The organism is Mycobacterium sp. (assembly GCF_046091765.1).
Classification (GTDB): domain Bacteria; phylum Actinomycetota; class Actinomycetes; order Mycobacteriales; family Mycobacteriaceae; genus Mycobacterium.
The window spans coordinates 1-23,733 of the sequence record NZ_JBJTCF010000058.1 but is presented as its reverse complement, the minus strand read 5'-3'; the positions used below and the strand labels follow the sequence as shown (position 1 = coordinate 23,733).

At 70.0% G+C, this 23,733-nt stretch carries 24 protein-coding genes, 1 other RNA gene and 1 pseudogene; 11 read left to right on the top strand and 15 right to left on the bottom strand.

Annotated features, from left to right (window positions below; genetic code table 11):
- Positions 1 to 4 precede the first annotated feature (4 nt).
- From ACKOB8_RS05935 to ACKOB8_RS05890, 10 genes are read right to left on the bottom strand one after another with little or no spacing between them, the layout of a single operon-like run.
- Positions 5 to 412 (bottom strand): Rv3143 family two-component system response regulator, encoded by a 408-nt coding sequence (locus ACKOB8_RS05935; protein WP_526376290.1) that lies wholly within the window; start codon positions 410 to 412, stop codon positions 5 to 7.
- Positions 413 to 422: 10 nt separating this feature from the next.
- Entirely contained in the window at positions 423 to 941 is a 519-nt protein-coding gene (locus ACKOB8_RS05930; protein ID WP_526376289.1) for a YceI family protein, read from the bottom strand.
- A gap of 24 nt (positions 942 to 965) precedes the next feature.
- A complete protein-coding gene (locus ACKOB8_RS05925) occupies positions 966 to 1,307 on the bottom strand; it encodes a DUF6285 domain-containing protein (RefSeq protein WP_526376288.1) in 342 nt (113 codons plus the stop codon).
- Positions 1,304 to 2,260: a phosphotransferase family protein gene (locus ACKOB8_RS05920; RefSeq protein ID WP_526376343.1), complete on the bottom strand. Its 957-nt coding sequence runs from the start codon at positions 2,258 to 2,260 to the stop codon at positions 1,304 to 1,306. Before ACKOB8_RS05920 ends, ACKOB8_RS05925 begins: the two co-directional genes overlap by 4 nt.
- Positions 2,261 to 2,268: 8 nt before the next feature.
- Positions 2,269 to 3,507 (bottom strand): acyl-CoA dehydrogenase family protein, encoded by a 1,239-nt coding sequence (locus tag ACKOB8_RS05915; RefSeq protein WP_526376287.1) that lies wholly within the window; start codon positions 3,505 to 3,507, stop codon positions 2,269 to 2,271.
- 2 nt (positions 3,508 to 3,509) lie between these two features.
- Positions 3,510 to 4,130: a TetR/AcrR family transcriptional regulator gene (locus ACKOB8_RS05910; protein WP_526376286.1), complete on the bottom strand. Its 621-nt coding sequence runs from the start codon at positions 4,128 to 4,130 to the stop codon at positions 3,510 to 3,512.
- Positions 4,127 to 5,041: a hydroxymethylglutaryl-CoA lyase gene (locus tag ACKOB8_RS05905; protein WP_526376285.1), complete on the bottom strand. Its 915-nt coding sequence runs from the start codon at positions 5,039 to 5,041 to the stop codon at positions 4,127 to 4,129. The genes ACKOB8_RS05910 and ACKOB8_RS05905 overlap by 4 nt, the downstream gene beginning before the upstream one ends.
- Entirely contained in the window at positions 5,038 to 6,240 is a 1,203-nt protein-coding gene (locus tag ACKOB8_RS05900) for a CaiB/BaiF CoA transferase family protein (protein WP_526376284.1), read from the bottom strand. Before ACKOB8_RS05900 ends, ACKOB8_RS05905 begins: the two co-directional genes overlap by 4 nt.
- Positions 6,237 to 7,418, bottom strand: a complete 1,182-nt coding sequence (locus ACKOB8_RS05895) for an alpha/beta hydrolase (RefSeq protein WP_526376283.1) — start codon at positions 7,416 to 7,418, stop codon at positions 6,237 to 6,239. The genes ACKOB8_RS05900 and ACKOB8_RS05895 overlap by 4 nt, the downstream gene beginning before the upstream one ends.
- Positions 7,415 to 8,533 (bottom strand): homogentisate 1,2-dioxygenase, encoded by a 1,119-nt coding sequence (locus tag ACKOB8_RS05890; protein ID WP_526376282.1) that lies wholly within the window; start codon positions 8,531 to 8,533, stop codon positions 7,415 to 7,417. Before ACKOB8_RS05890 ends, ACKOB8_RS05895 begins: the two co-directional genes overlap by 4 nt.
- A gap of 189 nt (positions 8,534 to 8,722) precedes the next feature.
- Here ACKOB8_RS05890 and ACKOB8_RS05885 point away from each other — a divergent pair, with 189 nt between their 5' ends.
- The gene (locus tag ACKOB8_RS05885) at positions 8,723 to 9,700 is read left to right on the top strand and encodes an alpha/beta hydrolase (RefSeq protein WP_526376281.1); all 978 of its coding nucleotides are present in this window, start codon (positions 8,723 to 8,725) and stop codon (positions 9,698 to 9,700) included.
- Here the strand turns inward: ACKOB8_RS05885 and ACKOB8_RS05880 are convergent.
- Genes ACKOB8_RS05880 through hisN form a run of 4 tightly spaced genes read right to left on the bottom strand, consistent with a single transcriptional unit; the run spans position 9,697 to position 14,165 of the window.
- Positions 9,697 to 10,692: an oxidoreductase gene (locus ACKOB8_RS05880; protein WP_526376280.1), complete on the bottom strand. Its 996-nt coding sequence runs from the start codon at positions 10,690 to 10,692 to the stop codon at positions 9,697 to 9,699. The genes ACKOB8_RS05885 and ACKOB8_RS05880 overlap by 4 nt on opposite strands.
- Positions 10,693 to 10,732: 40 nt before the next feature.
- On the bottom strand, positions 10,733 to 11,947 hold the full coding sequence (locus tag ACKOB8_RS05875; RefSeq protein WP_526376279.1) for an acyl-CoA dehydrogenase family protein: 1,215 nt from the start codon (positions 11,945 to 11,947) through the stop codon (positions 10,733 to 10,735).
- Entirely contained in the window at positions 11,948 to 13,336 is a 1,389-nt protein-coding gene (locus ACKOB8_RS05870; protein WP_526376278.1) for an acyl-CoA dehydrogenase family protein, read from the bottom strand. It abuts the gene before it with no gap.
- A gap of 37 nt (positions 13,337 to 13,373) precedes the next feature.
- On the bottom strand, positions 13,374 to 14,165 hold the full coding sequence (hisN, locus tag ACKOB8_RS05865; protein WP_526376277.1) for a histidinol-phosphatase: 792 nt from the start codon (positions 14,163 to 14,165) through the stop codon (positions 13,374 to 13,376).
- 48 nt (positions 14,166 to 14,213) lie between these two features.
- Here hisN and ACKOB8_RS05860 point away from each other — a divergent pair, with 48 nt between their 5' ends.
- Positions 14,214 to 14,543 carry a hypothetical protein gene (locus ACKOB8_RS05860; RefSeq protein WP_526376276.1) on the top strand — a complete coding sequence of 110 codons (330 nt, stop codon included), beginning with the start codon at positions 14,214 to 14,216 and terminating at the stop codon, positions 14,541 to 14,543.
- 9 nt (positions 14,544 to 14,552) lie between these two features.
- Here the strand turns inward: ACKOB8_RS05860 and ACKOB8_RS05855 are convergent, their stop codons facing one another.
- Complete coding sequence (locus ACKOB8_RS05855; RefSeq protein ID WP_526376275.1) at positions 14,553 to 15,929, bottom strand: FAD-dependent oxidoreductase; 1,377 nt, start codon at positions 15,927 to 15,929, stop codon at positions 14,553 to 14,555.
- 37 nt (positions 15,930 to 15,966) lie between these two features.
- Here ACKOB8_RS05855 and prfB point away from each other — a divergent pair, with 37 nt between their 5' ends.
- The 9 genes and pseudogenes from prfB to ACKOB8_RS05810 all read left to right on the top strand — a co-directional run.
- Positions 15,967 to 17,082: a peptide chain release factor 2 gene (gene prfB / locus ACKOB8_RS05850; protein ID WP_526376274.1), complete on the top strand. Its 1,116-nt coding sequence runs from the start codon at positions 15,967 to 15,969 to the stop codon at positions 17,080 to 17,082.
- Positions 17,083 to 17,084: 2 nt separating this feature from the next.
- Positions 17,085 to 18,011: a mechanosensitive ion channel family protein gene (locus ACKOB8_RS05845; RefSeq protein ID WP_526376273.1), complete on the top strand. Its 927-nt coding sequence runs from the start codon at positions 17,085 to 17,087 to the stop codon at positions 18,009 to 18,011.
- Complete coding sequence (locus ACKOB8_RS05840; RefSeq protein ID WP_526376272.1) at positions 18,011 to 18,457, top strand: Rv3103c family proline-rich protein; 447 nt, start codon at positions 18,011 to 18,013, stop codon at positions 18,455 to 18,457. Before ACKOB8_RS05845 ends, ACKOB8_RS05840 begins: the two co-directional genes overlap by 1 nt.
- A gap of 14 nt (positions 18,458 to 18,471) precedes the next feature.
- A complete protein-coding gene (gene ftsE / locus ACKOB8_RS05835; protein WP_526376342.1) occupies positions 18,472 to 19,161 on the top strand; it encodes a cell division ATP-binding protein FtsE in 690 nt (229 codons plus the stop codon).
- Positions 19,162 to 20,055, top strand: coding sequence for a permease-like cell division protein FtsX (ftsX, locus tag ACKOB8_RS05830; protein WP_526376271.1), 894 nt, complete (start codon positions 19,162 to 19,164; stop codon positions 20,053 to 20,055).
- Between the two features lie 2 nt (positions 20,056 to 20,057).
- The gene (smpB, locus tag ACKOB8_RS05825; protein ID WP_526376270.1) at positions 20,058 to 20,570 is read left to right on the top strand and encodes an SsrA-binding protein SmpB; all 513 of its coding nucleotides are present in this window, start codon (positions 20,058 to 20,060) and stop codon (positions 20,568 to 20,570) included.
- A gap of 23 nt (positions 20,571 to 20,593) precedes the next feature.
- Positions 20,594 to 21,445 carry a maleylpyruvate isomerase family mycothiol-dependent enzyme gene (locus tag ACKOB8_RS05820; protein WP_526376269.1) on the top strand — a complete coding sequence of 284 codons (852 nt, stop codon included), beginning with the start codon at positions 20,594 to 20,596 and terminating at the stop codon, positions 21,443 to 21,445.
- Between the two features lie 161 nt (positions 21,446 to 21,606).
- Positions 21,607 to 21,975: a transfer-messenger RNA gene (gene ssrA / locus ACKOB8_RS05815) on the top strand.
- 385 nt (positions 21,976 to 22,360) lie between these two features.
- Positions 22,361 to 23,733 (top strand): annotated as a pseudogene (locus ACKOB8_RS05810) (hypothetical protein); the annotation flags it as partial.

Genomic DNA, 23,733 nt, shown 5'->3' with positions numbered 1-23,733 from the left:
GGGGCTATTGCACCGGCGAACGCAGCAGGCCCACCACCGCGTCGCCCAGGCGGATCGGGTCGATCGGGTGCGGTACGGCGGCCTCCGCTCGCGACCAGTTGGCCAGCCACGCGTCGTCGGCGCGACCGGTCAGGACGAGCACCGGTGGACAGCCGTCGAGCTCGTCCTTGAGCTGTTTGGCGATACCCATGCCGCCGACCGGGGACGCCTCGCCGTCGAGGATCACCAGATCGAATCCGCCGGCGTCCATCAGGGAGATCACCATCGGACCGGTCGCGACGTCGGTGTAGGTCAACTCCGGCAGTTCGGGATGAACGCGGCGTCCCAGCGCGAGCCGGACCTGTTCGCGGGTGCGGGCGTTACTGCTGTAGACCAGGACGTGCAGCGGCGCCTCGGTACCTCGGCTGGACACGCTGCGAATGCTAGCGTGCCGACCGGAAGACGGTATCGGCCGCCAGGGTCGTCGTGGTGGGCATCATGCCCATCATGTTGCCGCTGACGCCCCATCGGGTGCGGTCGACCTGGGCGCGCGCGCTCACCTGCACGCTGTGCTCATCGAGCAGGGTGACGGTGGCGTCGAGCGGCAGCGCCAGGGTGGTACCCCGGATGCTCAGGGTCGCCTCAAGTTCGCCGCCCGGCCCGGCGCCGGTGACCTCGACGGTGATCTCCGGGAAGTTCTCCGCGTCGAAGAAGTCCGCGGAGCGCAGATGCTCGTCGCGCTTGCCGATCCCGGTCCGCAGCGATGCGGCCCGGATCGTGAGGCGGCCGGACACCACACCGCCGGCGGCGACGGTGCCCTCTCCGCTGACGTCGGTGAAGCGGCCGTTGACCGGGATCAGGCCCCACAGCGTCTTGTTGGTGAAGGTGACCGAAGAGCGCTCCGGTACGAGTTTCCAGGTCCCGATCGCGGCCGGGTCCGCCAGCACGGTCTGCACAGTCATGGAGGTGATTGTGACCGATGGTGTCTAGCCCGGCTCGCCGTAGCCGGGGTGGGCGACCGCCACCCGCAGTCCGACCAGGGCCCGCAGACAGGCCAGGACCTCGCTGTCGCGTCCGTCGAGGTGGCCGGCCCGGATGGCGTCGGCCAGGGCGTCCTCGTCGGCGAAGCCCAGACGGTGCAGAGCCGAGCGTGCCTCGGGTGCGTTCTGGTCGAGGATCTCGCGTTCCACGATGCGCAGCGCATTGGCGGCGACCAGGGCGTGGAATCCGACCGCACCGGGGGCGGCCGCGCGTACCTCGTCCTCGAGGAACTCCGCGACGGCGGCGAGCAGTTCGGCGGCGGTGGGACGCCCGTGCTCCCCCTTCATCGGGCGGCCTCCAGCAGATCCAGAAGGTCGGATTCGGTCTCGCAGACCCGTCGTCCGATGGCGGCCAGTTCCACCGAGCGGTGCTGGCCGGAGAGGTGCCGCTCGGCCTGGTAGCGGCAGATGATCCCCCAGCGCAGCGTCCCCAGCACCAGCCACCAGTGCAGCGCCGCCCGGTCCACGGGCGTCCCGCCGGCCTGTTCGTAGTCGGTGACGAAGTCCTCGACGGAGCCCAGTCCGCCGGCGGAGAAGCGTGCCGGTGCCCCGAAGCGCCACGCCCGCAGACAGAACCAGGCGATGTCCTCGTAGATCTCGCCGAGGTGCACCGCTTCCCAGTCGAGCACGGCGGCCAAGCTGCCGTCCTCGACGATCAGGTTGCCCATCCGGAAGTCGCCGTGCACGAGCCGGGGCCCGGTGACCGGCGGACGGCGCGCGGCAAGCCAGCGGAAGGCCCACTCGAAGGTGGCCGTGGTGTCGCCGATGTCATCGAGGCGCTGGCGCCATTCGGTGAGCTGATCCACCGCGACCAGACCGAGGGTGTCGGTGCCGGCCCGGTGGATCGCCGCCAGTGCCGCCGCGCACTGCGCGAGCAGGGCACGCCGGCCGTCGTCGTCGAGCCGGCGCTGGATGCGCCGCACGATGGTCTCCCCGGGGACCTCGTCGCAGATCAGGAACGGATCGCCCAGCGCGGTGGCCGAGTCCGAGGCCAACAGGATGTTCGGCACCGGCGCGCCGGCCGCGGCCGCCGCGGCCTGGGCGGCGGCCTCAAGTTCCATGCTGGCGTAACGACCGTCGGGCGGTGCGCTGCGCAGAATCAGCGGCCGGCGTTCGCCGGATCCGCTGACCGCGTCGAACGCCCACGTCGTCCGACTGGCCCCGCCGGTCAACAGGCGCAGGTTCGCCACCGAGACATTGCCCAGCAGCGGCCCGACGACATCGGTGAGCCGTTGGGCCAGTTGGTCGTTCACCCCCGGCCGAACCTGAACATCCGCTGCGCGACGCGCCGCATCTGGATCTCCTCGGCCCCCTCGGTGATCCGGTAGCGGCGGTGGTGACGGTAGATGTGCTCGAAGGGTTCGTGGCGGCTGTAGCCGATGCCGCCGTGGATCTGCATGGCGCGGTCGGCGGCCTCGCAGACCAGCCGGTTGGCCCGGTAGTTGGCCATCGACACCTTGTCGGACACCTCCATGTGGTGGTTGCGGTCGAGGTGCCAGGCGGCGTAGTACACCAGCAGTCGCACCATCTGGGCCTCGGTCTGCAACTCCACCAGCGGCCACTGCACCGCCTGGTTGACCGACAGCGGCTTGCCGAAGGTGACGCGTTTCGACGCGTAGTCCACCGCACGGTCGATGCAGTACTGAGCCGCCCCCAGGCTGCTGGCGGCCTGCCGGATGCGGTTCTCGTGCAGGAAGGTCTGGGCGACCTCCAGGCCGCGGTCGACCTCGCCCAGCACCGCCTCGGCGGGAACGCGGACGTCGCGCAGCACCACCTCGCCGTGGTCGCTGGGCATGTTGAAGGTCCACCAGTAGAACGGCACCTCGAAACCGGGACTGTCGCAGGGCACCAGGAATGCGGTGATGCCCAGCGCCTGGCCGGGTTGCCCGGAGGTCCGGGCGAAGACCAGGTCGTGGGTGGCGCGGTGCACACCGGTGTTCCACCGCTTGGAACCGTTGATCACCCAGTGGTCGTCGTGCAGCTCGGCGGTGGTCTCCAGCCAGGTCGCGTCGCTGCCGTGGGCCGGCTCGGTCAGGCCGAAGGCCATCGACCGCGTGCCGGTGAGCATGGCGTCGATCCATTCGGCCTGCTGCGCCTCGGTGCCGAACCGGTCCATCATGATGACCTGCGGGAAGTTACCGACGATCGAGGACTCGTCCTGCAGGTCGTTGTGCAGCCCGAGTCCCCGGTGGGCGAGGTGCTCGCGGATGACGGCCATGTCCAGGTTGGAGCCGTCGCGGCCGCCGAACTTCGACGGCAGGCCGTAGCGCAGCCAGCCGGCCGCGTCGGCGCGGCGGCGCATCTCGTCGAGGAGGTCCTCCCATTCGCGGCGGGGCACCCCGCCGTTGTCGAGGTCGGTTCGCGCGAACTCGCGGCGACGATCGAAGTACTGCAGGTGCTCCTGCTCAAGCGGAGTGATCTCGGCCTCGATGAAGGCGTCCATGTCGGCCAGCAGCGCCGGAAGGTGGTCGGGCAGGGTGAAATCCATGGTCACTTCCTCGGTGGGCCGTAGAGCGTTCTCATCCAAATGGCTGACAGCGTGTCGACCGCTTCGGCGTCGGACACCGGAGTGCCCAGCGCGGCCGCGTCGGGGCGCAGGCACACCGTGGTGAAGCGCTCGAAGAGCAGCGCGATGGCCAGCGCGGTGCGCTCGGCGTCGAGGCCGCCGGCGTAGCCCTGCTGCTGAGCGCGGTGCACCGACGCCGCGACGACGTCCATGCCGAAGCGGCGGAATTCGTTCTGCACGGCGGCAAAACGCGCTTCGGTGGCGGCGAGCTGATCGACGGCCAGCATGATGCCGATGTTCTGCTTGAAGGTGTTCCAGTAGCCGCTGACGGCGGAGACGAAGTAACGGGTATCGGCCGGCGAGGCCGGAAGGTGCACGCGGTGCGGTGTGACGTCGGCGAGGAACGACTCGGCCAGCGAGGCGAGCAGATCCTCCTTGTCGGTGAAATAGCGGTAGAACACCGCGGGGGACTTTCCGGCGGCCGAGGTGATGTCGGCCAGCGTGGTGCCGTGAAAACCCCGCTCGGCGAATAGTTTCCGGGCGGAGTCCTCGATGGCCTGCCGGGTCTGGCGGCCCTTGGTGCTCAGCGCCCGGCCCGGGGTCATCGCGGGTTTACCGGGTCAGGGCGGTCGCCGGCCCGCAGCAGGGCGCCGGGAAGATCGTGGCCGACGACCGATCGGGCGACCTTGGCCGCCGCGATGGCCGCCGACAGGTCGACGTCGACGCCCACACCGCTGTCGCGCAGGAGGTACACGAGATCCTCGGTGGCGATGTTCCCGCTGGCACCCGGCGCGAACGGGCAGCCGCCGAGTCCGCCCACCGAGGCGTCCAGCCGGGTCACCCCGGCGGTCACCGCGGCCCAGGCGCTGGCCAGGCCGGCGCCGCGGGTGTTGTGGAAGTGCGCACCCAGCGGCCGCTCGCCGATGCGCGGTCGCACCATGTCGACCAGTGCGGTGACACGCCCCGGAGTGGCGGTGCCGATGGTGTCGGCCAGGGCCACCCGGTCGGCGCCGTGCTCGCAGGCGGCATCGATGACGTCGAGCACCCGCTCGGGCGGGGTGGGTCCGTCGAACGGGCAGTCCCACGCGGTGGCGATGATGACTTCGACGCTCGCCCCGGCGGCGTGGGCGATCCCGGCGACGTCGGCGATCTGCGCGCACGCCTCGGCGCTGGTGCGCCCGACGTTGGCGCGGCTGTGCCCGTCGGCGGCGGAGACGACGTACTCCAGCGAGCGCAGCCCGGCGGCGACCGCCCGCGTGGCACCGCCCGCGCTGGCCACCAGCGCGGAGAACTCGATCTGCGGGTAGTCACCCAGTGCCGCGGCCACCTCCGCCGCGTCGGCCAGCGCCGGCACCTTCGACGGGGAGACGAAGGCGGTGGCCTCGACCTCCCGAACGCCGGTGCGGGCGATCGCGTCGAGCAGCTCCAGTTTGGCGGCAAGCGGTACCGGGCTTTCGATCTGCAGCCCGTCGCGCATCGCGACCTCGCGGATCGTGACGTGGCCCGGCGTGCTCACAGCACGCCCTGATCGGTGAGTTCGGCCAGCTGTGCCGGAGTCAGGCCGAGCAGTTCGCCGTACACCTCGGCGTTGTGGCAGCCCGGCCGCGGAGGACCGGCGCGCCGCACCGTGCCCGGGGTGGCCGACAGCTTCGGGATCACCCCGGGACCGAGGACGTCGCGGCCCACCCGTTCGTCGAAGTGCTCCACGAGCATGTCGCGGGCCCTCAGCTGCGGGTCGCGAACCACCTCGGCGACGGTGTTGATCGGCCCGGCGATCACCCCGGCCGCGCTGAGGGTGCCGATGACGTCAGCCGGCTGGCGGCTCGCCGCCCACTCGCCGATGATCGCGTCGAGGACGTCCTGATTGCGTCCGCGGGCGCCGTGGTCGACGAAGCGGTCGTCGTCAGCCAGTTCGGGCCGGCCCATCGCCGCGCACAGCCGCCGGAAGACGGTGTCCTGGTTGGCCGCGATGACCACCCAGCTGCCGTCGGCGGTGCGATAGATGTTCGACGGCGCGATGCCTTCCAGCCGGGTGCCCGACGGCCCGCGCACCACACCGCCCACGTCGTAGTCGGGGATGGTGGACTCCTGGATGGCCAGGCACGCCTCGGTGAGCGCGGCGTCGACGACCTGCCCCTCGCCGGTCACCGTGCGCCGGTACAGCGCGGCCAGCGCGCCGAGGGCGGCGAACATACCCGCCAGGCTGTCGCCCAGGGACAGCGCCAGCCGGGGAGGTGGCCCGTCGGGGAATCCGTTCATGTGGCGCAGGCCGCTGGCCGCCTCGGCGACCGAGGCATAGCCGGCCTTATGGGCATCGGGCCCGTCCTGGCCGTAGCCGGACACCCGGACCAGGATGATGCCCGGGTTGCGTTGGCGCAGAACGTCGTAGCCGAGGTCCCACTTCTCCAGCGTGCCGGGCCGGAAGTTCTCCACGATGATGTCGCTGCGTTCGGCGAGCTCGAGAAAGATCTCGCGGCCGCGAGGCTGGCGCAGATCCAGAGTCACCGACCGCTTGTTGCGGGCGTGCACCGTCCAGAAGAAGTGGTGGCCGTGCAGCTCGGCCTGACCCCAGGTGCGCAGCGGGTCCGGGGCACCCGGCGGCTCGATCTTGACGACGTCGGCACCCATGTCGCCGAGCAGGCGCCCTGCGAACGGGCCGGAGATCAGCGTGCCGACTTCGATGACCCTGATCCCGTCGAGGGCACCGGTCGTCACGGCGCGGCCCCGGCCAATCCGTGGCGGTCGAGCCAGTCACTGATGACGCCGACGGCCTGATTGAGTGCGTCACGCTGATCGGGGCCGGCGTAATAGTGTGTCGCGCCGGGGATTTCGTGCATCTCCTTGTCGCTGTGTCCGATTGCCTCGAACAGCCGACGGGTGTGGCTGGGCGTGCACGCGTCGTCGGCGCGGTTGCCGATCACCAGGGTGGGCACCGCGACGTCGCGCCCGCAGGCGACGCCGTCGCCGTGGGCGTCGTCGTAGCTCCACTGCGAGAGCCAGCTGCGCAGCGTGCAGTACCTGGCCAGGCCGACCGGACTGGTGTTGACCCAGCGGGGATCACCCAGATAGCAGGTACCCGGTGTGCGCTCGTTGGGGTCGACGGCGGGATCCAGCCAGCGGGGATCGGCCATGGTGCCGTGCACGACGAAACAGAACTCCTCGTCCGCGCGGCCCTCGGCCTTCAACTCGGCCAGCGTGGCCTTGACCCAGGCGGTGATCCGGCGGTTGCGCTCGATCTGCGCTCCGCGGTAGCGCTCGAGAAACTCCGCGGTGTAGGGCGGCTGGTTGGGGTTGGCGGGGTCGTAGAGGTCGAGTTCGGGGTCGCGGTCGCGCGGGTTCGCCTCGTCGCGGATGGAGGCGTCCAGCCACTCGGCGAGGGTGCCGTGCCGGCTGACGTGGGCGGCCAGCAGCATGACCCCGTCGGCCGGGATCAAGCCGAGCCGGGTGAGGTCCGGGCCGTCCCCGGACGGGCTGGCCGTGACCGTCGGGCGTTGCGCCTGCTGCTGGTAGAACAGCGACAGCGAGCCGCCGCCGCTCCAGCCGGCCAACACGACCCTGCGGTAGCCGAGCCGCTCGCGCGCGTCCCTGATCGCCGCACCGAGATCCTCGACGACCTTCTCCATCAGCAGCGCGGAGTCGGTTCCCCGGTAGCGGCTGTTGGCGTAGATCACATGGTGACCGGCGCGGGCCAGCGCGTTGACCATCGGCAGGTAGGCCCCGCCGCCGATGGGGTGCATGAACACCAGCACGGTGTCGCTGGCGACGTCCCTCGGTTTGAGCAGATAGCACTCCAGCACGACCATTTCGGCGACTCCGCCGTAGACGTCGCGGACACCCGAATCATTCTGGAAGGCAACCAGATACGGGATCCGGTCGTAGGCGTGCTTGGTCATGCGTGCTGGCCGAGGTCGCTCGCGAGGACCTCGGGCGAGGGCGTCAGCCGCTGCCGGGTGTCGATCGCGATGACCTGCCAGTCCACAGTGGTGAACTCGTTGAACTTGCGGCGGGTGCTCTCCCGCGCCCGCTCGGGCGCACCGTGGTGGATGCCCTGCGGGGCGTGGCTGATCAGGCCGGGCGGCATCGGGATGCCGTAGAGCGAGCCGCCGTGGAAGAAGGCGATCTCGTCGAAGTCGACATTGCGGTGATACCAGGGCGTGCGCTCGGTGCCGGGCCTGGTCTCGGCGGGCCGGGGCAGGAAGTTGCACACGTACACCCCGGTCGCCTCCATGAACAGATGCACCATCGGGGGCAGGTGCACGCTGTCGGAGGTGACGACGTTGTAGTCCTCGACGTTGAAGGTGAACGGAAAGTTGTCGCCGCGCCAGCCCTCGACGTCGAGCGGATTGTGCCGGTAGAACAACGCGCTGGCGCTCGCGCCGTCGACCGGACGGTGGTAGAGCCGGACCTCGTACTCCCCGTCGGCCTGCGGGCCGTCGTCGTCGTCGAGCGGTGCGGGCTCGGGAATGGTGGCCTGCGAGGGGTCGAACGGCCAGTGCCGCCCGAGGGTGCCCGGTGGCGGAGTCCGGAACTCGTCGGATGCCTCGATCATCAGCCAGGTGGTCTCGGTGAGCGGCACCTGCCGCCACGTGCAGGCCTTGGGCAGGTAGATCCAATCCCCGACGCGGTAGTCCAGCGGACCGAACTCTGTCTGCACGCGGCCGGCGCCCTGGTGCACGAAGCACAGCAGGTCGCCGTCGATGTGCCGCACGTAAAACGGCATCGCGTCGGTGCGCCGGCTGAGCAGGACCCGGCAGTCCGAGTTGGAGAACAGCAACAGCGGGGCACCGGCCGGGTCGGTGGCGTCGGGCGGTTTCAGCTCCCCGGCCAGCACGTCGACCGGTCGCAGCGGGCCGGTCGCGCGGTAGGCCACCGGATCGTGGCGCCGGTAGAGGTTGGCGGTGCGGCCGACGAAGCCGCCGCGGCCGAGTTCGTCGTCCTTGAGACCGTTGAGATCGGCGTGCAGACGCCGGGGGGTCGTGCCTTTGCGCAGGTGGACGAAGGATTCCATGAGTGCTCCCGGGGGCGGCGCGGTCGGACGACGGGACGAAAACTGAAGATGACTTTAGTTTTGTTTGGCCACGTCGACAAGGCTTTGGTCACAACGGGGTAACGATTCGGATTTCTCTGGGTCGCTGCGCCGTGCTTTACTCATTGCTGCAATCCGACAATCCGGGGTACAGAAAGCTGGGGTGGGTTGGTGAAGTCTGTCTTGGACACCGTGCGTACATGGTCGCGACGGATCACGGTTGCCGCGATCGCGGCAGCGACGATTCCGGGCCTGGTCGGTTTGGGCGGCGGTACGGACACCGCGCACGCGTTCTCCCGTCCCGGACTGCCCGTCGAGTACCTCGACGTGCCCTCGCCGAGCATGGGCCGCAACATCCGGATCCAGTTCCAGAGCGGTGGCCCGAACTCGCCGGTGGTCTACCTGCTCGACGGCCTGCGCGCGCAGGACGACTACAACGGCTGGGACATCAACACCCAGGCGTTCGAGTGGTACCTGGACTCCGGGCTGTCGATCGCCATGCCGGTCGGTGGCCAGTCCAGCTTCTACGCCGACTGGTATCGCCCCGCGTGCGGCAAGGCCGGCTGCTCGACCTACAAGTGGGAGACGTTCCTGACCCAGGAGGCACCGTCCTGGCTGGCCGCCAACCGTGGCGTCAAGCCCAACGGCAGCGCGGCGATCGGCCTGTCGATGGCCGGCTCGGCGTCGATGATCCTGGCGACCTTTCACCCGGACCAGTACATCTACGCGGGCTCGATGTCGGGATTCCTCAACCCCTCCGAGGGGTGGTGGCCGTCGCTGATCGGCCTGTCCATGGGTGACGCCGGCGGCTACAAGTCCCAGGACATGTGGGGCCCGTCCAGCGATCCGGCCTGGCAGCGCAACGACCCGATGGTGCAGATTCCGCGCCTGGTCGCCAACAACACCCGGCTGTGGGTGTACTGCGGTAACGGTCAGCCCAACGAGCTCGGCGGCGGCGACCTGCCGGCCACCTTCCTGGAGGGCCTGACCATCCGCACCAACGTCTCGTTCCGCGACAACTACCTCGCGGCCGGCGGGAAGAACGGCGTGTTCAATTTCCCGAACAACGGCACCCACAACTGGGCCTACTGGGGCCGCGAACTGCAGGCGATGAAGCCCGACCTGCAGCGCGTCCTCGGCGCGGTCTAACCCGCGGCGACCCGCACCACCGCACGGCCGGTGTACCGGCCGGCGCGGACGGTGTCGATCACGTCGATCACGTTCGCGAGGTCGACCTCGTGGGTCAGCCGGTCCAGGTGGGGCGGCTTGAGCGGTCCGGCGAGCAGCTCCCACAGCGCGCGGCGCGCCCCGATGGGCAGCGCGACGGAGTCGATGCCCAGCAGCGACACCCCGCGCAGAATGAACGGCATCACCGTGGTGTGCAGCGCCGCGCCGCCGGTCAGCCCGCTGGCCGCCACCGCGCCGGCGTACTCGAGCGTGCTGAGGACGTCGGCCAGGGTCGCCCCGCCCACGCAGTCCACCGCGCCCGCCCAGCGCGCCTTGGCCAGCGGGCGCGGTTTGGCGTCGGGATCGGCCGGCAGCCTGCCGATCACCTCGGCGGCTCCCAGCTCGCCGAGCAGGGCGGCGGCCTCCGGCTTTCCGGTGGAGGCCACCACCCGAAAGCCCGCCGCGGCGAGCAGGTCGACGCTGATTGACCCGACGCCGCCGCTGGCCCCGGTGACCACCACCGGGCCGTCTCCGGGTGTGATCCCGTGGCGCAGGAGCGCCTGCACACTCATCGCGGCAGTGAAGCCCGCGGTGCCGATCGCCGCGCCCTCCCGCGCGCTCAGCGCCCCCAGCGCGACCACCTGCTCGGCGGGCAGTCGCGCGTACTCGGCGTAGCCGCCGTGCCGGCCGGTGCCGATGTCGTAGCCGTGCGCCAGCACCTGATCGCCGACGGCGAAGTCCGGGGAGTTCGACTCGACCACCTCGCCGGTCAGGTCGATGCCGGGGACGATCGGGTAGCTGCGCACCACTCCACCGCCGGGTGTGAGGGCAAGGGCGTCCTTGTAGTTGACGCTGGAGTAGGCCACCCGCACGGTGACGTCGCCGGGCGGTAGGTCGGCTGCGGTGAGCGGCTCGATGGACGCGGTGACCGTGTCGCCGTCCTGGCGTGCCAGCAGGGCCTGAAAGGAGTCCATGACCGTTGACGCTAGCCGGTGGGCGGTCGGCCCGCGGCGGCTACTTCAGTTCGGCCGAGGTGAGCCCGAGCAGCCGGCGGGCGACCACCAGCAGCTGAATCTGCTGGGTGCCCTCGAAGATGTCGAGGATCTTGGAGTCCCGGGCCCACTTCTCCAGCAGCGTCTGCTCGGAATATCCTGTGGTGCCTGCCATTTCAACCGCCTTGAGGGTGATGTCGCTGGCCACCCGGGCGGCCTTCGCCTTGCCCATCGAGGCTTCCTTGGAGTTGGGGATCGCATTGTCGGCCTGCCACGCCGAGCGCAGGGTCAGCAGGTAGGCCGACTCCCAGTCCGCCTCCATCCGCAGGAACTCCGCGGCGGCCGCACTCTGGGCGTGTGCCGGTTTGTCGTAGCTGATCTGCACGCCGGCCTCGGTGAGGATCCGGCGCAGTTCCTCCAGGGCGGCGCGCGCGACCCCGATGGCCATCGCCGCCACGATCGGGCGGGTGTTGTCGAAGGTCTCCATCACGCCCGCGAAGCCCTTCTCGACCTCGATGTCGGGACTTCCGAGCAGGTTCTCCTTGGGGACGCGCACGTTGTCGAAGCGGATCGCGGCGGTGTCGGAGGCCTTGATGCCCAGCTTGTGCTCGAGTCGTTCGACGGTGACGCCGGGATGCTCGCGGGGCACGACGAAGGACTTGATGGCCGCCCGGCCCTTTGAGCGGTCCAGCGTCGCCCACACGACGATGTGGGTGGCGCGCGCGCCGGCGGTGACGTAGATCTTTTCGCCGTTGATCACGTAGTCCTCGCCGTCGAGGACCGCGGTGGTGGACACCGCCGCCGAGTCCGAGCCGAAGGACGGTTCGGTGATCGCCATCGCCGCCCACACGCCGGAGCCCAGCCGGGCCAGTTGCTCGTCGGTGGCGACGCCGGAGATGGCGGCGTTGCCGAGGCCCTGCCGCGGCACCGAAAGCAGCAGGGCGATGTCACCCCAGGCGATCTCGCACGCGTTGAGCAGCGCGGACATGTTGGCGCCGTTGATGTTTCCCTTCGGCCCGTCCTCGGCGTCGCGGAAGGCATCGGTGCCGGCGAAGGAGATGGTCTTGGCGGCGGTCATGCCCTCGAACAGGGTGGCGACGGTGTCGAGTTCGACGGGGTAGGCGTGTTCGTTCAGGTCGTACTTGCGGGAGATCGGCCGCAGGATCTGCGCGGCGCCTTTGTGCGCCATGCCGATGACGGCTTCAAGCTTGCGGGGGAGTTCGAGATTGATCGCCATTTACAGAACCACCACTCCCTCGGCGACGCCGATAGCTCGAAGGTCCCGGTACCAGCGCTCCACCGGATGTTCCTTGGTGTACCCGTGGCCGCCGAGCAGCTGCACGCCGTCCAGGCCGATGCGCATTCCCTTGTCGGCGGCCAGCTTTCGGGCCAGGGCGGCTTCCCTGGCGAAGGGCAGCCCCTGGTCGGCGCGGGCGGCCCCGCGCCAGGTGACCAGCCGCAGGCCGTCGAGTTCGATCGCGATGTCGGCGCACATGAACGCCACCGCCTGGCGGCGCGCGATCGGTTCCCCGAAGGCCTCGCGCTCCTTGACGTAGGGCACGACGTAGTCGAGCACCGCGTGGCAGGTGCCGACGGCCAGCGCGGCCCAGCCCAGCCGGGACAGCGCCACCGCGTCGGAGTAGTCGGCGTCGGCGGCCCCGTCCTCGCCGAGGCGGGCCGAGAGCGGCACCGACACCTTCTCCAGGCTCACCTGTCCGAGCGCGGCGGCGCGCAGACCCATGCTGCGGTCGGCGGCGACGGTGACTCCCGCGGTGTCGGACTCGACGACGAACAGCGCGGGCTTGCCGTTGAGTTGCGCTGCGACGACGAACAATTCGGCGTCGGCGGCGGCGGGCACCAGGGACTTGACGCCGTCGAGCCGGTAGCCGCTCGGGGTGCGCACCGCGGTGGTTTTGAGCGCGGTCGGGTCGAACAGCGGGTGCGGTTCGGTGATCGCGACGCAGCCCTGCGGCGCACGGTCGCCGGCGAACTCGGCGAGGTAGGTCGCCTGCTGGTCGGCGCTGCCCCACAGGGTCAGCGCGGAGGCCACCCCGGCGGGGGCGAGTATCGGCAGTGCCAGGCCCATGTCGCCGTAGCCGAGCGCCTCGGTCACCAGTGCGTTGGTGACGGTGGTGCGGTTCTCGGCGATCCCGTCGAACTCCTCGGGCACCTTGATCGCGGTGATCCCCAACTCGGCGGCCTTGGCGAGCAGGCCGGCGGGCGTGGCGGCGGCGTCGTCGGCCTCGCGGGCCGAGGGGCGCAGGAACTCCTCGGCGAACTCGCTGACCGTCTCGACGATCATCCGCTGGTCGTCGTCGGGGGTGAGGTCGAAGTACCCGGCGCCGCCGGGGGGTCCCGCACCGGCCAGCCGGGTGGGCGGCTTGCCCAGTCCCTGGATCCTGGTGAACTGCCGGGTGGAGGCGCCGATGGCGGCGAAGCCGTGTCGGACCCCGGATTTCAGCGCCCGGTTGAGGGGGTCGCGCAGGCCGCGGCGGTCGAGGAACTCGCGACCGAGCAGGGGGGTGAGCAGGCCCATCCCGACGTCGAGCACGGAGCGTTTGGGGCGATGCTCGCCGACCGCGCTCTCGCGGGAGCGACTGCTGGGCGTGCGCGCGGGACCGGCCATGGGAACAGCGTATCTTACTCTGGAGTAAGGTAGCGTTTTAGCCGCTCAGGTGGGCCAGGACGGCGCCGTGGAGCAGGCCGTTGGTGGCGATCGCGCTGCCGCCGTGCGGCCCCGGGGAGCCGTCGAGGTCGGTGAACGCCCCGCCGGCCTCGCGCACCAGAATGTCCAGTGCGGCGAGGTCCCAGAGCTTGACCTCCGGTTCGGTCGCGATGTCCACCGCCCCCTCGGCCACCAGGCAGTAGGAGAAGAAGTCGCCGTAGGCCCGCACCCGCCACACGGCGTCGGTCAGGGCCAGGAACGCCTCGCGCCGGCCCCGCTCGGCCCAGCCCGACAGTTCGGAGAACGACAGGCTGGCCGAGTCCAGGTCGGCGACCCCGGACACCGCCAGCGATCTGGGGGGACTCGCGCCGACGGCGACGTGGGCCCCCAGGCCGCGGGCCGCCCACCAGCGCCGGTTCAGCGCGGGCGCGCTGACCACCCCGACGACGGGCGCGCCGTCGTCCAACAGCGCGATCAGACTCGCCCACACCGGGACGCCGCGCACGAAGTTCTTGGTGCCGTCGATCGGGTCGATCGCCCACTGGCGCCCGCGCAGCACCGGCGTCCCGCCCTGCTCCTCGCCGAGGACCGCGTCGTCGGGCCGCGTGGCGGCCAAGACGTCGCGCAGCTGCGCCTCGACCGCCTCGTCGGCGTCGGTCACCGGGGTCAGGTCGGGCTTCTGCTTGATCCGCAGGTCCAGCGCGCCGAATCGGGCAACGGTGATGGCGTCGGCGCGGGCGGCCAGGTCGAGAGCCAGCGCGAGGTCGTCCGCGATGCGCTCGGAAGCCACGCCTGCAGTCCTACCACGGCGCCCCTAGGATGGCGTCATGGTGGCCGCATGATGGAGTTCGCGGCGCTCGTGGTCATCCTCGGTGCGCTGGCGCTGCTGCTGGGGCCGCGGCTGATGCGCCGCGGGCCGCGCGGGGAGATGGCACCCGGCACCCTGCTGGTGACCGGCGTGAGCCCGCGTCCGGACGCCGCGGGTGAGCAGTTCGTCACGATCAGCGGCGTGATCAACGGTCCGACGGTCAACGAGCACGTGGTCTATCAGCGCATGGCGGTCGACACCGCCAACTGGCCGACTATGGGTCAGCTCATCCCGGTGGTGTACGCGCCGAAGAACCCGGACAAGTGGTTCTTCGCCCCGCCGGAGCCGCCCGGCCCCTGATCGCAGGGGCTAGTCGTGGGCGATCCGCAGCAGGTCGGCCACCCGGGCCACCTTGCGCCGGGGCCGGCCGTGCGGCTCGCCCGCCGAGCGCTCGTGGGTGTCGATCAGCTGCCAGTGGTCGTCGCTGACCAGCAGTGGCTGGCGCCCCAGCAGCCAGGTCACCAACTCGCCGGCGTGGTCGGGGCCGACCTCGCGCAGGTCCGCCGCCGCCAGATCGGCCAGCAGGGTGTCGACGGTGTCCTGCGAGTCCTTCTTGTTGGTGCCGATCACTCCCGAGGGGCCCCGCTTGATCCAGCCGGCCACGTAGTCGTTGGTGCGGCCGACGACACGGCCGGACTCGTGCGGGATGGTGCCGCCGGCGTCGTCGAACGGCAACCCGGGGATGGCCACCCCGCGGTAGCCGACCGCGCGCACCACCAGCTGCGCCGGCAGGGTCTCGCGCTCGCCGGTGTCGCGGGCGACCGTCCGGCCGTCCTCGGTGACGAGTTCGTTGCGGCCCAGCACGATCTCCTCGACGCACTCGGCACCCCTGATCTCGATCGGCGAGGCGCAGAAGCGGAAAACGATGCGGCGCAGGCCCTCCCGGGGTTCAGCCCCGGTCGTCTGCTGTGCGTAGCCGCGCAGCACCTTGATGTTGCCGGTGACGATCTTGCCCGCGGCGGCGACGTCCTCGTCGGTGATCCCGGCGAAGTCGTCGGGGTCGACGACGACTTCGACGCCGTCGAGCTCACCCAGTTCGCGGAGTTCGAGGGTGGTGAACGCCGCCTGCAGCGGGCCGCGGCGGCCGACGATGACCACTTCGGCGACGCCACGCTCGTGCAGCGACTCCAGCGCGTGGTCGGCGATGTCGGTGGCCCCCAGCACCTCGGGATCGGTGACCAGGATGCGGGCGACGTCGATGGCCACATTGCCGTTGCCGATGACGACCGCACGTCCGGTGGAGATGTCGGGTTCCATGTCGACGAAGTGCGGGTGGGCGTTGTACCAGCCGACGAAATCCACCGCGGCGATGCTGCCCGGCAACTCCTCGCCGGGGATCCCCAGCGGCCGGTCGGACTGGGTGCCCACGGCGTAGACGACCGCGTCGTAGCGCTGGGCCAACTCGTCAGCGGAGACGTGCTGCCCGACGGTGATGTTGCCGAAGAACCGGAACCGGGGATCTGAGGCGGTCTGCTCGAAGGTCCGACTGACCGACTTGATCTTCGGGTGGTCGGGTGCCACCCCGGAGCGGACCAAACCCCAAGGAGTGGGAAGCATTTCAAGCATGTCGATGCGCACGTCGGGGCCCTCTTGGGAGACCGAGGAGTCAGCGAACTTCAGTAGCGACGCGGCGGCGAAATAGCCCGAGGGCCCCGCGCCGACGATCGCGACGTAGTAAGGACGCATGCTGGCGATGGTAACCGCGACGGTAACCTGAGATCTCGTGGACCTCGACCGCCAGTCCGACATTGACGCCCTGGACGCCACGCTGACCACGGTCGAGCGAGTCCTCGACATCGAGGCCATGCGCACCCGGATCGGCAAGCTGGAGCAGGATGCCGCCGATCCGAAACTGTGGGACGACCAGGCGCGGGCGCAGCGGGTCACCAGCGAGCTCTCGCACGCCCAGGGCGAGTTGCGCCGCGTCGAGGACCTGCGCCGCCGACTCGACGATCTGCCGGTGCTCTACGAGCTGGCCGCCGAGGAGGGCGGTACGGAGGGCGCCTCGGCGCTCGCGGAGGCCGATTCCGAACTGGCGTCGCTGCAGACCGACGTCGAGGCGATGGAGGTCCGGACGCTGCTGTCCGGCGAGTACGACGAGCGTGAGGCGCTGGTCACCATCCGCTCCGGGGCCGGCGGAGTGGATGCCGCGGACTGGGCCGAGATGCTGATGCGGATGTATGTCCGGTGGGCTGAGCAACACGACTATCCCGTCGAGATCTTCGACACCTCCTACGCCGAGGAGGCCGGCATCAAAAGCGCGACCTTCGCGGTGCACGCGCCGTATGCCTACGGCACGCTGTCGGTCGAGCAGGGCACCCACCGGCTGGTGCGGATCAGCCCGTTCGACAACCAGAGTCGCCGGCAGACGTCCTTCGCGGAGGTCGAGGTGCTGCCGGTGGTCGACACCACCGACCACATCGATATTCCCGAGTCCGACGTCCGCGTGGACGTCTACCGCTCCAGCGGGCCGGGAGGGCAGTCGGTCAACACCACCGATTCGGCGGTTCGACTCACCCACATCCCGACCGGTATCGTGGTGACCTGCCAGAACGAGAAGTCGCAGTTGCAGAACAAGGTGTCTGCGATGCGGGTGCTCCAGGCCAAGCTGCTGGAACGCAAGCGCTCCGAGGAGCGCGCCGAACTCGACGCGCTCAAGGGAGACGGCGGCAGCTCCTGGGGCAACCAGATGCGGTCCTACGTTCTGCACCCCTACCAGATGGTCAAGGATCTGCGAACCGACTACGAGGTCGGCAATCCGGCGGCGGTCCTGGACGGGGATATCGACGGATTCCTGGAAGCGGGAATCCGGTGGCGTAACCGACGAGATGACGACTGACTTTGACCACTGAGCTTCTGGCCAATCCCTTCACCCAGCGCTGGGAAGAGTTCTGGCGCGGGGACTACGGCGATTGGATCCTGACCCGTGGGCTGCGGATCACCCTGCTGCTGGTCGGTGGACTGCTGGCGGCCAGGTTCATCAACTGGGCCGCGCACTGGGTGAGCCGCCGCATCGACACCCGCTTTCAGCGCAGCGACGAACTGGTCCGCTCGGAGAGCGCCAAGCATCGCCAGGCCGTCGCGTCGGTGATCTCCTATCTGGCGATCGCCCTGCTGGTTGTCCTGGTGACCGTGCAGATCACTGCCACCCTGGCCATCCCGGTCGGCTCCCTGGTGGCGCCGGCGGCGGTGCTCGGCGCGGCGCTGGGGTTCGGCGCCCAGCGTCTGGTGCAGGACCTGCTGAGCGGCTTTTTCATCATCACCGAGAAGCAGTACGGCATCGGCGATCTGATCGAGGTCACCATGGGAACCAGTGGTGATGCGATGGGTCACGTCGAGGAGGTGACGCTGCGGGTCACCAAGCTGCGCACCGCCGAGGGTGAGCTGTACACCATCGCCAACGGCCAGATCATGAAGACGCTCAACCTGTCCAAGGAGTGGGCGCGGGCGGTGATCGAGATCCCGGTGCCCCCCGGAGCCGATCTGGTGAAGGTCCACGAGGTGCTGCGCGGGGTCTGCGAGGAGGCGACGGAAGACCGCGAGATCGGGTCGCTTCTGCTGGACAAGCCCGAGCTGATGGGGGTGGAGCGCATCGAGGTCGACACGGTCAACCTGAGGATGGTGGCCAAGACGCTGCCCGGAAAGCAGTTCGAGGTGAACCGCCGGCTGCGCCTGCTGGTGGTGGCGGCGCTGAACCGGGCCGGCTTCGTGACCGCGGTGACGACCCCGGAGGGAACGACGCTGCAGACCCAGGAACCGGTGGGCTGATGCGCCTCGAACACGACACCGCCGGTCGCGGATGGCCGGGTTATCTGCTGGGCGGTCGCATCCGGACGTCGACGGTCGCGCTGCTCATCGTGTTCGCCGGCGTGTGGTGGGTCTATGAGACCTACGAACCCCCGCCCGCCCCTCCCGAACAGATCCCGGCCACCGACGTGGTGCCGCCGGGCTTCGTGCCCGACCCGGCCTACACCTGGGTGCCCCGCACCGACGTGCGCACGACGACGCCGACCACCAGTCCGACGACGGCACCGGAGACCCCGGACAAGACGGCCGAGGCCACCACCGAGGAGTCGTTGGGTGCGCCGCCCACCGGGGGCTCCCCGACGGCCACCCCGACCCCCTCCGGGCCGCCGTCTGCGGCGCCGGTGACTCCGACCAGGACATCCGCACCGGTCTCGCCGGCGCCGGAGCCGGTGCGGGCACCCGGCTAGACTCCCCTGTCGTGATGATCACCGTCGACCACGTCACCAAGCAATACAAGTCCGCGGCGCGGCCGGCGCTCGACAACGTCAGCGTCAAGATCGACAAGGGCGAGTTCGTCTTCCTGATCGGGCCGTCGGGTTCGGGGAAGTCCACCTTCATGCGCCTGCTGCTCGCCGAGGAGACCCCCAACTCCGGTGAGGTCCAGATCTCGAAGTTCCACGTCAACAAGCTGCCGGGCCGCCAGATCCCCAAGCTGCGCCAGGTCGTCGGGTGCGTCTTCCAGGATTTCCGGCTGCTGCAGCAGAAGACGGTTTTCGAGAACGTGGCCTTCGCGCTGGAGGTGATCGGCAAGAAACCCGACACCATCAAGGACGTGGTGCCCGAGGTTCTGGACATGGTCGGGTTGTCGGGCAAGACCAACCGGCTGCCCGCCGAACTGTCCGGAGGCGAGCAGCAGCGGGTGGCGATCGCCCGCGCCTTCGTCAACCGGCCGCTGGTGCTGCTGGCCGACGAGCCGACCGGCAACCTCGATCCGGAGACCAGCCAGGACATCGTGGACCTGCTGGACCGGATCAACCGCACCGGCACCACCGTGCTGATGGCCACCCACGACCACCACGTCGTCGATTCGATGCGCCAGCGGGTCGTCGAGTTGTCACTGGGCCGGCTGGTTCGCGACGAGCAGCGCGGCGTCTACGGGATGGACCGCTAAATGCGTTTCGGGTTCCTCGTCAACGAGGTCGTCACCGGTCTGCGCCGCAACGTCACCATGACGATCGCGATGATCCTGACCACGGCCATCTCGATCGGGCTGTTCGGCGGCGGCCTGCTGGTGATCCAGCTGGCCAACCAGTCCCGCAGCATCTACCTCGACCGGGTGGAAAGCCAGGTCTTCCTCAACAACGACATCTCGGCCACCGACCTCACCTGCGACGGAGAGCCGTGCAAGGCGCTTCGGGCGACGATCGAGTCGCGCGACGACGTCAAGAGCGTGCGCTTCCTCAACCGCGACGACGCCTACAACGACGCGGTGACGAAATTCCCGGAGTACAAGGACGTCGCCAGCAAGGACGCCTTCCCGGCCTCGTTCATCGTCAAACTCGACAACCCCGAACGGCACCAGGACTTCGACTCCGCGATGCAGGGCCAGCCCGGTGTGCTCAACGTGCTCAACCAGAAGGATCTGATCGACCGGCTCTTCGCGATCCTGGACGGTCTGTCCCGGGCGGCGTTCGCGATCGCGATCGTGCAGGCGATCAGCGCGATCCTGTTGATCGCCAACATGGTTCAGGTCGCGGCCTACACCAGGCGCACCGAGATCGGCATCATGCGGATGGTGGGTGCGACCCGGTGGTACACCCAGCTGCCGTTCCTGCTAGAAGCGGTGCTGGCGGCGACGATCGGTGTCGTGCTCGCGATCCTCGGCTTGATCGTGGTGCGCGCGCTGTTCCTGGAGAACGCCCTGCGCCAGTTCTATCAGGCGGGCCTGATAGCCCGGATCGACTATGCCGACATCCTTTATATCGCGCCGATCATGTTCGCCGTCGGTGTCACGATGGCGGCGATCACCGCCTACGTCACGCTGCGGCTGTATGTGCGGAAGTAGCCGTGTCCAAGAAGGCGGCGTCGCGGAAGTCGTCTGACGGCGGGAAGAACGGCGGTCGCAAGGTCATCGCGACCAACCGCAAGGCGCGGCACAACTTCGCCATCGAGGAGGTCTTCGAAGCCGGCGTGGTGCTCACCGGTACCGAGGTGAAAAGCCTGCGCGAGGGACAGGCGTCGATGGCCGAGTCCTTCGCCACCATCGATGACGGCGAGGTCTGGCTGCGCAATCTGCACATCCCCGAGTACCACCACGGCTCGTGGACCAATCACGAGCCGCGGCGCAACCGCAAACTGCTGTTGCACCGGCGTCAGATCGACACCCTGGTCGGCAAGATCCGCGACGGCAATCTCACCCTGGTGCCGCTGTCGCTGTACTTCGCCGACGGCAAGGTCAAGGTGGAACTGGCGTTGGCCCGGGGCAAGCAGGCCCGCGACAAACGCCAGGACCTGGCCCGCCGGGACGCCCAGCGCGAGGTCATCCGCGCACTGGGCCGCCGCGCCAAGGGCAAGACCTGACGAGGTCCACTAGCATCGTTTCGATGGCCGCTGCTGATCGTCCCCGGACCCTCCTGGACAAGAACGAGGTGCTCGGAGGATTATTCGCGTCCTGGGACTCCCTGGACGCGCTGCTGTCCGGACTCTCCGATGACGACTGGCGACGTCCCACCTCGCTTCCCGGCTGGACCGTGCACGACGTCGTCGCCCATATCGTCGGCGCCGAGATGATGCTGTCCGGTGTGCCGACGCCGGAGTCCGGCGCCACCGTCGCCGAGCGCGATCACGTCCGCAACGAGATCGGAGCGCTCAACGAGCGCTGGATCGAGCATCTTCGCGACGAGTCCCCGGCGCAGCTGCTGGCGACGTTTCGTGAAGTCATCGCGGGGCGGCGGGCGGCGCTGTCGGCGATGGATGCCCGGGAGTGGGATGCGGTCGGATTCACCCCCGCCGGCCCGGACAGCTACGGCCGGTTCATGCGGGTGCGGGTGTTCGACTGCTGGATGCACGAGCACGACATCCGCGAGGCGGTCGCCCGGCCGGCCTCGGATTCCGGGTTGTCCGGGGCTGACACCGTGCTCGCCCTCGACGAGATGAACTCGAGCATGGGTTTCGTGGTGGGCAAGAAGGGGCAGGCGCCGGAGGGTTCGCGGGTGCTGCTGAAGCTCACCGGTCCGGCGGCGCGGGAGATCCGGGTCGCGGTCGACGGCCGTGCGGCGGTGGTCGAGGACTTCGGCGGTGCGGAGCCGACGGTCACCATCGCCGTGGATGGCCTGCAGTTCAGCCGGCTGGGCGGGGGCCGCCCCCTGCTGGCCGACCGGCCGCAGGGCATCGACTACGGCGGGGACGCGGAGGTCGGCAGGCGGATCGTGGAGAACCTCGCCTACGTGATCTGACCCCCCGCGACGGTGCGGTTTCGTACGGGGACACGCCGTGCGGGCGTCGTAATCCGCACCGTCGAGGGGCTTTTCCGCAGGCCCGGAATGATCGGGTATCGGTCTGTCGTTGTACCCGCGTACCATGAGGTCAGCGGCCGAAGCCATCGGCTGTGATGCGAGGGGCTGAAAGGTTTCGACTTCGCGCATCGAATCAAGGGAAGCGTGCCGGTGCAGGCAAGAGACCACCGTAAGCGTCGATGCAACCAATTAAGCGCCGATTCCAATCAGCGCGACTACGCCCTCGCTGCCTAAGCGACGGTGAGTCTGTCAGACCGGGAAGGCCCTCGGCCCGGACCCTGGCATCAGCTAGAGGGATCCACCGGTTAGTTCGGTCGCGGGACTGATCGGGACACTCACAGCGACTGGGATCGTCATCCCCGGCTTGTTCGCGTGACCGGGAGATCCGAGTAGAGGCACAGCGAACTGCGCACGGAGAAGCCTCGAGGGAATGCCGTAGGACCCGGGTTCGATTCCCGGCAGCTCCACCGCAAACAGGTCAGGCCGACGGGCCTGGCCTGTTTCATTTGCCGGCAACCTACACTGGGCGAAACTGAACCGTGGTCCTGAACCGAGGGTCTGCGCCAGGCGAAGCGTTGAGGAGGGGACCCGATGGGCTCATCAGGCGCTTCGGACCGGCTCAAAGCTTCCCTGCACCTGGGTCGGGTGAGCGCCGCGGCGGTCGCCCTGGGCCTGGGTGCCGCGGTCGCGTCGCTGCCGGGGGTGGCATTTGCCGACACCGCCGGTCCCGGCGCCCAATCCGGGTCGAATTCCACCTCGGGGCCCGCATCGGGTGCCGCGCAGGACGCGAAGCCGCGGGAGAGGTCTACCCGCTCGGGTAGGCCGGGCCGGACCCGAGCAGCCGCGGCGGATGCCGTGGACGCCGCGGACGCAGTAGGCGGACCCCCGCCGTCGGCGGCGCGGGTGGCTGCCGCCGGGGCATCGCGCACCGGCGCACAGCCGCGCGGCGGTGGACGGGGCACTCCGGCGCTGGCACCGTTGGCGTGGGCCGAGTTGGGGTTCGTGCGCCGTGAAGTCGGCACGTCGATAGACCCCCCGACGCCACCGGTGCGGGTGCGACCGGTCGCAGCGCCGACGGTCCCGACGGTGCCGACGGTGCCGACCATCGTGACGTCGGCGATCGTGGCGACGCCGTTCGGCGACTTCTGGCTGTTCGGCGACGGCACGGCCGAGCATCCCAACGGCGGCATCCTCATCGGTAACGGCTATTCGTGGACGGCCACCACATGCACCGGGACTGCCGCGTGCACCGGCGGCAACGGCGGGCTGATCGGTAACGGCGGCAACGGCTGGAACGGCGGCAACGGCGGCTCGGCGGGCTGGTTCGGGTACGGCGGCAACGGCGGTGACGGCGTGGCCGCGGCCGACGGCGGCGCCGGCGGTGACGGCGGTTCGGGCGGTCTGATCAGCGGCGATGGCGGCAACGGCGGCATCGGCGGGGCAGCGACCGGCGCCGGCGGAAATGGCGGCGGCGGGGGTAACGGCGGCAGCACCGGATTTCTGTCGATCCTCGGAAACGGCGGATCGGGCGGTGGCGGAGGGCTCGGGCTGGCCGGTATCCGGGGTGCCGACGGCTTGACTGCGGGCCAATCCGGCACCAGCGGCGGAGTCGGTGGCAACGGCGGAACCGGTGGTCGGGGCGGTGCGGGCAGCTGGGTCGTCGGCACCGGCGGCTCAGGTGGTGCCGGCGGGTCGGCCGCAGCAGGCGGCGCCGGCGGCAACGGTGCCCGTGGCCGCGACGCGGTCATCGCCGGGGGAGCCGGGGAAGCCGGCGGCAGCGCCGGAGACGGCGGTGCCGGCGGGGCCGGCGGGGCCGGGGGTGCCGCCGGGGTCGGCCGGATCCTGTTCCTGTTCGACAATGCCGGCGCCCACGGCATCGGCGGTATCGGCGGTGACGGCGGGGACGCCGGCACCGCGGCCGACGGCGGTGACGGTGTCGGTGGTCTTAACGGCGGCGGGACCGCCCGCAATGGCCAGGACGGCGGCGGCGGCGGCGCCGGTGGTGACGGCGGTGATGGTGGCGCGGGCGGTTCGGGCGGGGCTGGCGGTGACGGGAGCCAGGCGGTGTCGGGTCGTGGGGGTAATGGTTCGGCCGGTGGTGTGGGTGGTGCTGGTGCCGGTGGCGGTAATGGGTTTGATGCCTCGGGGTTGATTGATGGCAGCCGTGGGGGTTCGGGGGGTTCTGGTGGTGCCGGGAGCCAGGCGGTGTCGGGTCGTGGGGGTAATGG

Coding starts and splice junctions, on each gene's coding strand:
- ACKOB8_RS05930 (WP_526376289.1), bottom strand. CDS start 941: ATGACTGTGCAGACCGTGCTGGCGGACCCGGCCGCGATCGGGACCTGG.
- ACKOB8_RS05925 (WP_526376288.1), bottom strand. CDS start 1,307: ATGAAGGGGGAGCACGGGCGTCCCACCGCCGCCGAACTGCTCGCCGCC.
- ACKOB8_RS05915 (WP_526376287.1), bottom strand. CDS start 3,507: ATGGATTTCACCCTGCCCGACCACCTTCCGGCGCTGCTGGCCGACATG.
- ACKOB8_RS05910 (WP_526376286.1), bottom strand. CDS start 4,130: ATGACCCCGGGCCGGGCGCTGAGCACCAAGGGCCGCCAGACCCGGCAG.
- ACKOB8_RS05895 (WP_526376283.1), bottom strand. CDS start 7,418: ATGACCAAGCACGCCTACGACCGGATCCCGTATCTGGTTGCCTTCCAG.
- ACKOB8_RS05890 (WP_526376282.1), bottom strand. CDS start 8,533: ATGGAATCCTTCGTCCACCTGCGCAAAGGCACGACCCCCCGGCGTCTG.
- ACKOB8_RS05880 (WP_526376280.1), bottom strand. CDS start 10,692: ATGGACTCCTTTCAGGCCCTGCTGGCACGCCAGGACGGCGACACGGTC.
- ACKOB8_RS05875 (WP_526376279.1), bottom strand. CDS start 11,947: ATGGCGATCAATCTCGAACTCCCCCGCAAGCTTGAAGCCGTCATCGGC.
- ACKOB8_RS05870 (WP_526376278.1), bottom strand. CDS start 13,336: ATGGCCGGTCCCGCGCGCACGCCCAGCAGTCGCTCCCGCGAGAGCGCG.
- ACKOB8_RS05860 (WP_526376276.1), top strand. CDS start 14,214: ATGATGGAGTTCGCGGCGCTCGTGGTCATCCTCGGTGCGCTGGCGCTG.
- ACKOB8_RS05855 (WP_526376275.1), bottom strand. CDS start 15,929: ATGCGTCCTTACTACGTCGCGATCGTCGGCGCGGGGCCCTCGGGCTAT.
- ACKOB8_RS05840 (WP_526376272.1), top strand. CDS start 18,011: ATGCGCCTCGAACACGACACCGCCGGTCGCGGATGGCCGGGTTATCTG.
- ftsE (WP_526376342.1), top strand. CDS start 18,472: ATGATCACCGTCGACCACGTCACCAAGCAATACAAGTCCGCGGCGCGG.
- ftsX (WP_526376271.1), top strand. CDS start 19,162: ATGCGTTTCGGGTTCCTCGTCAACGAGGTCGTCACCGGTCTGCGCCGC.
- ACKOB8_RS05820 (WP_526376269.1), top strand. CDS start 20,594: ATGGCCGCTGCTGATCGTCCCCGGACCCTCCTGGACAAGAACGAGGTG.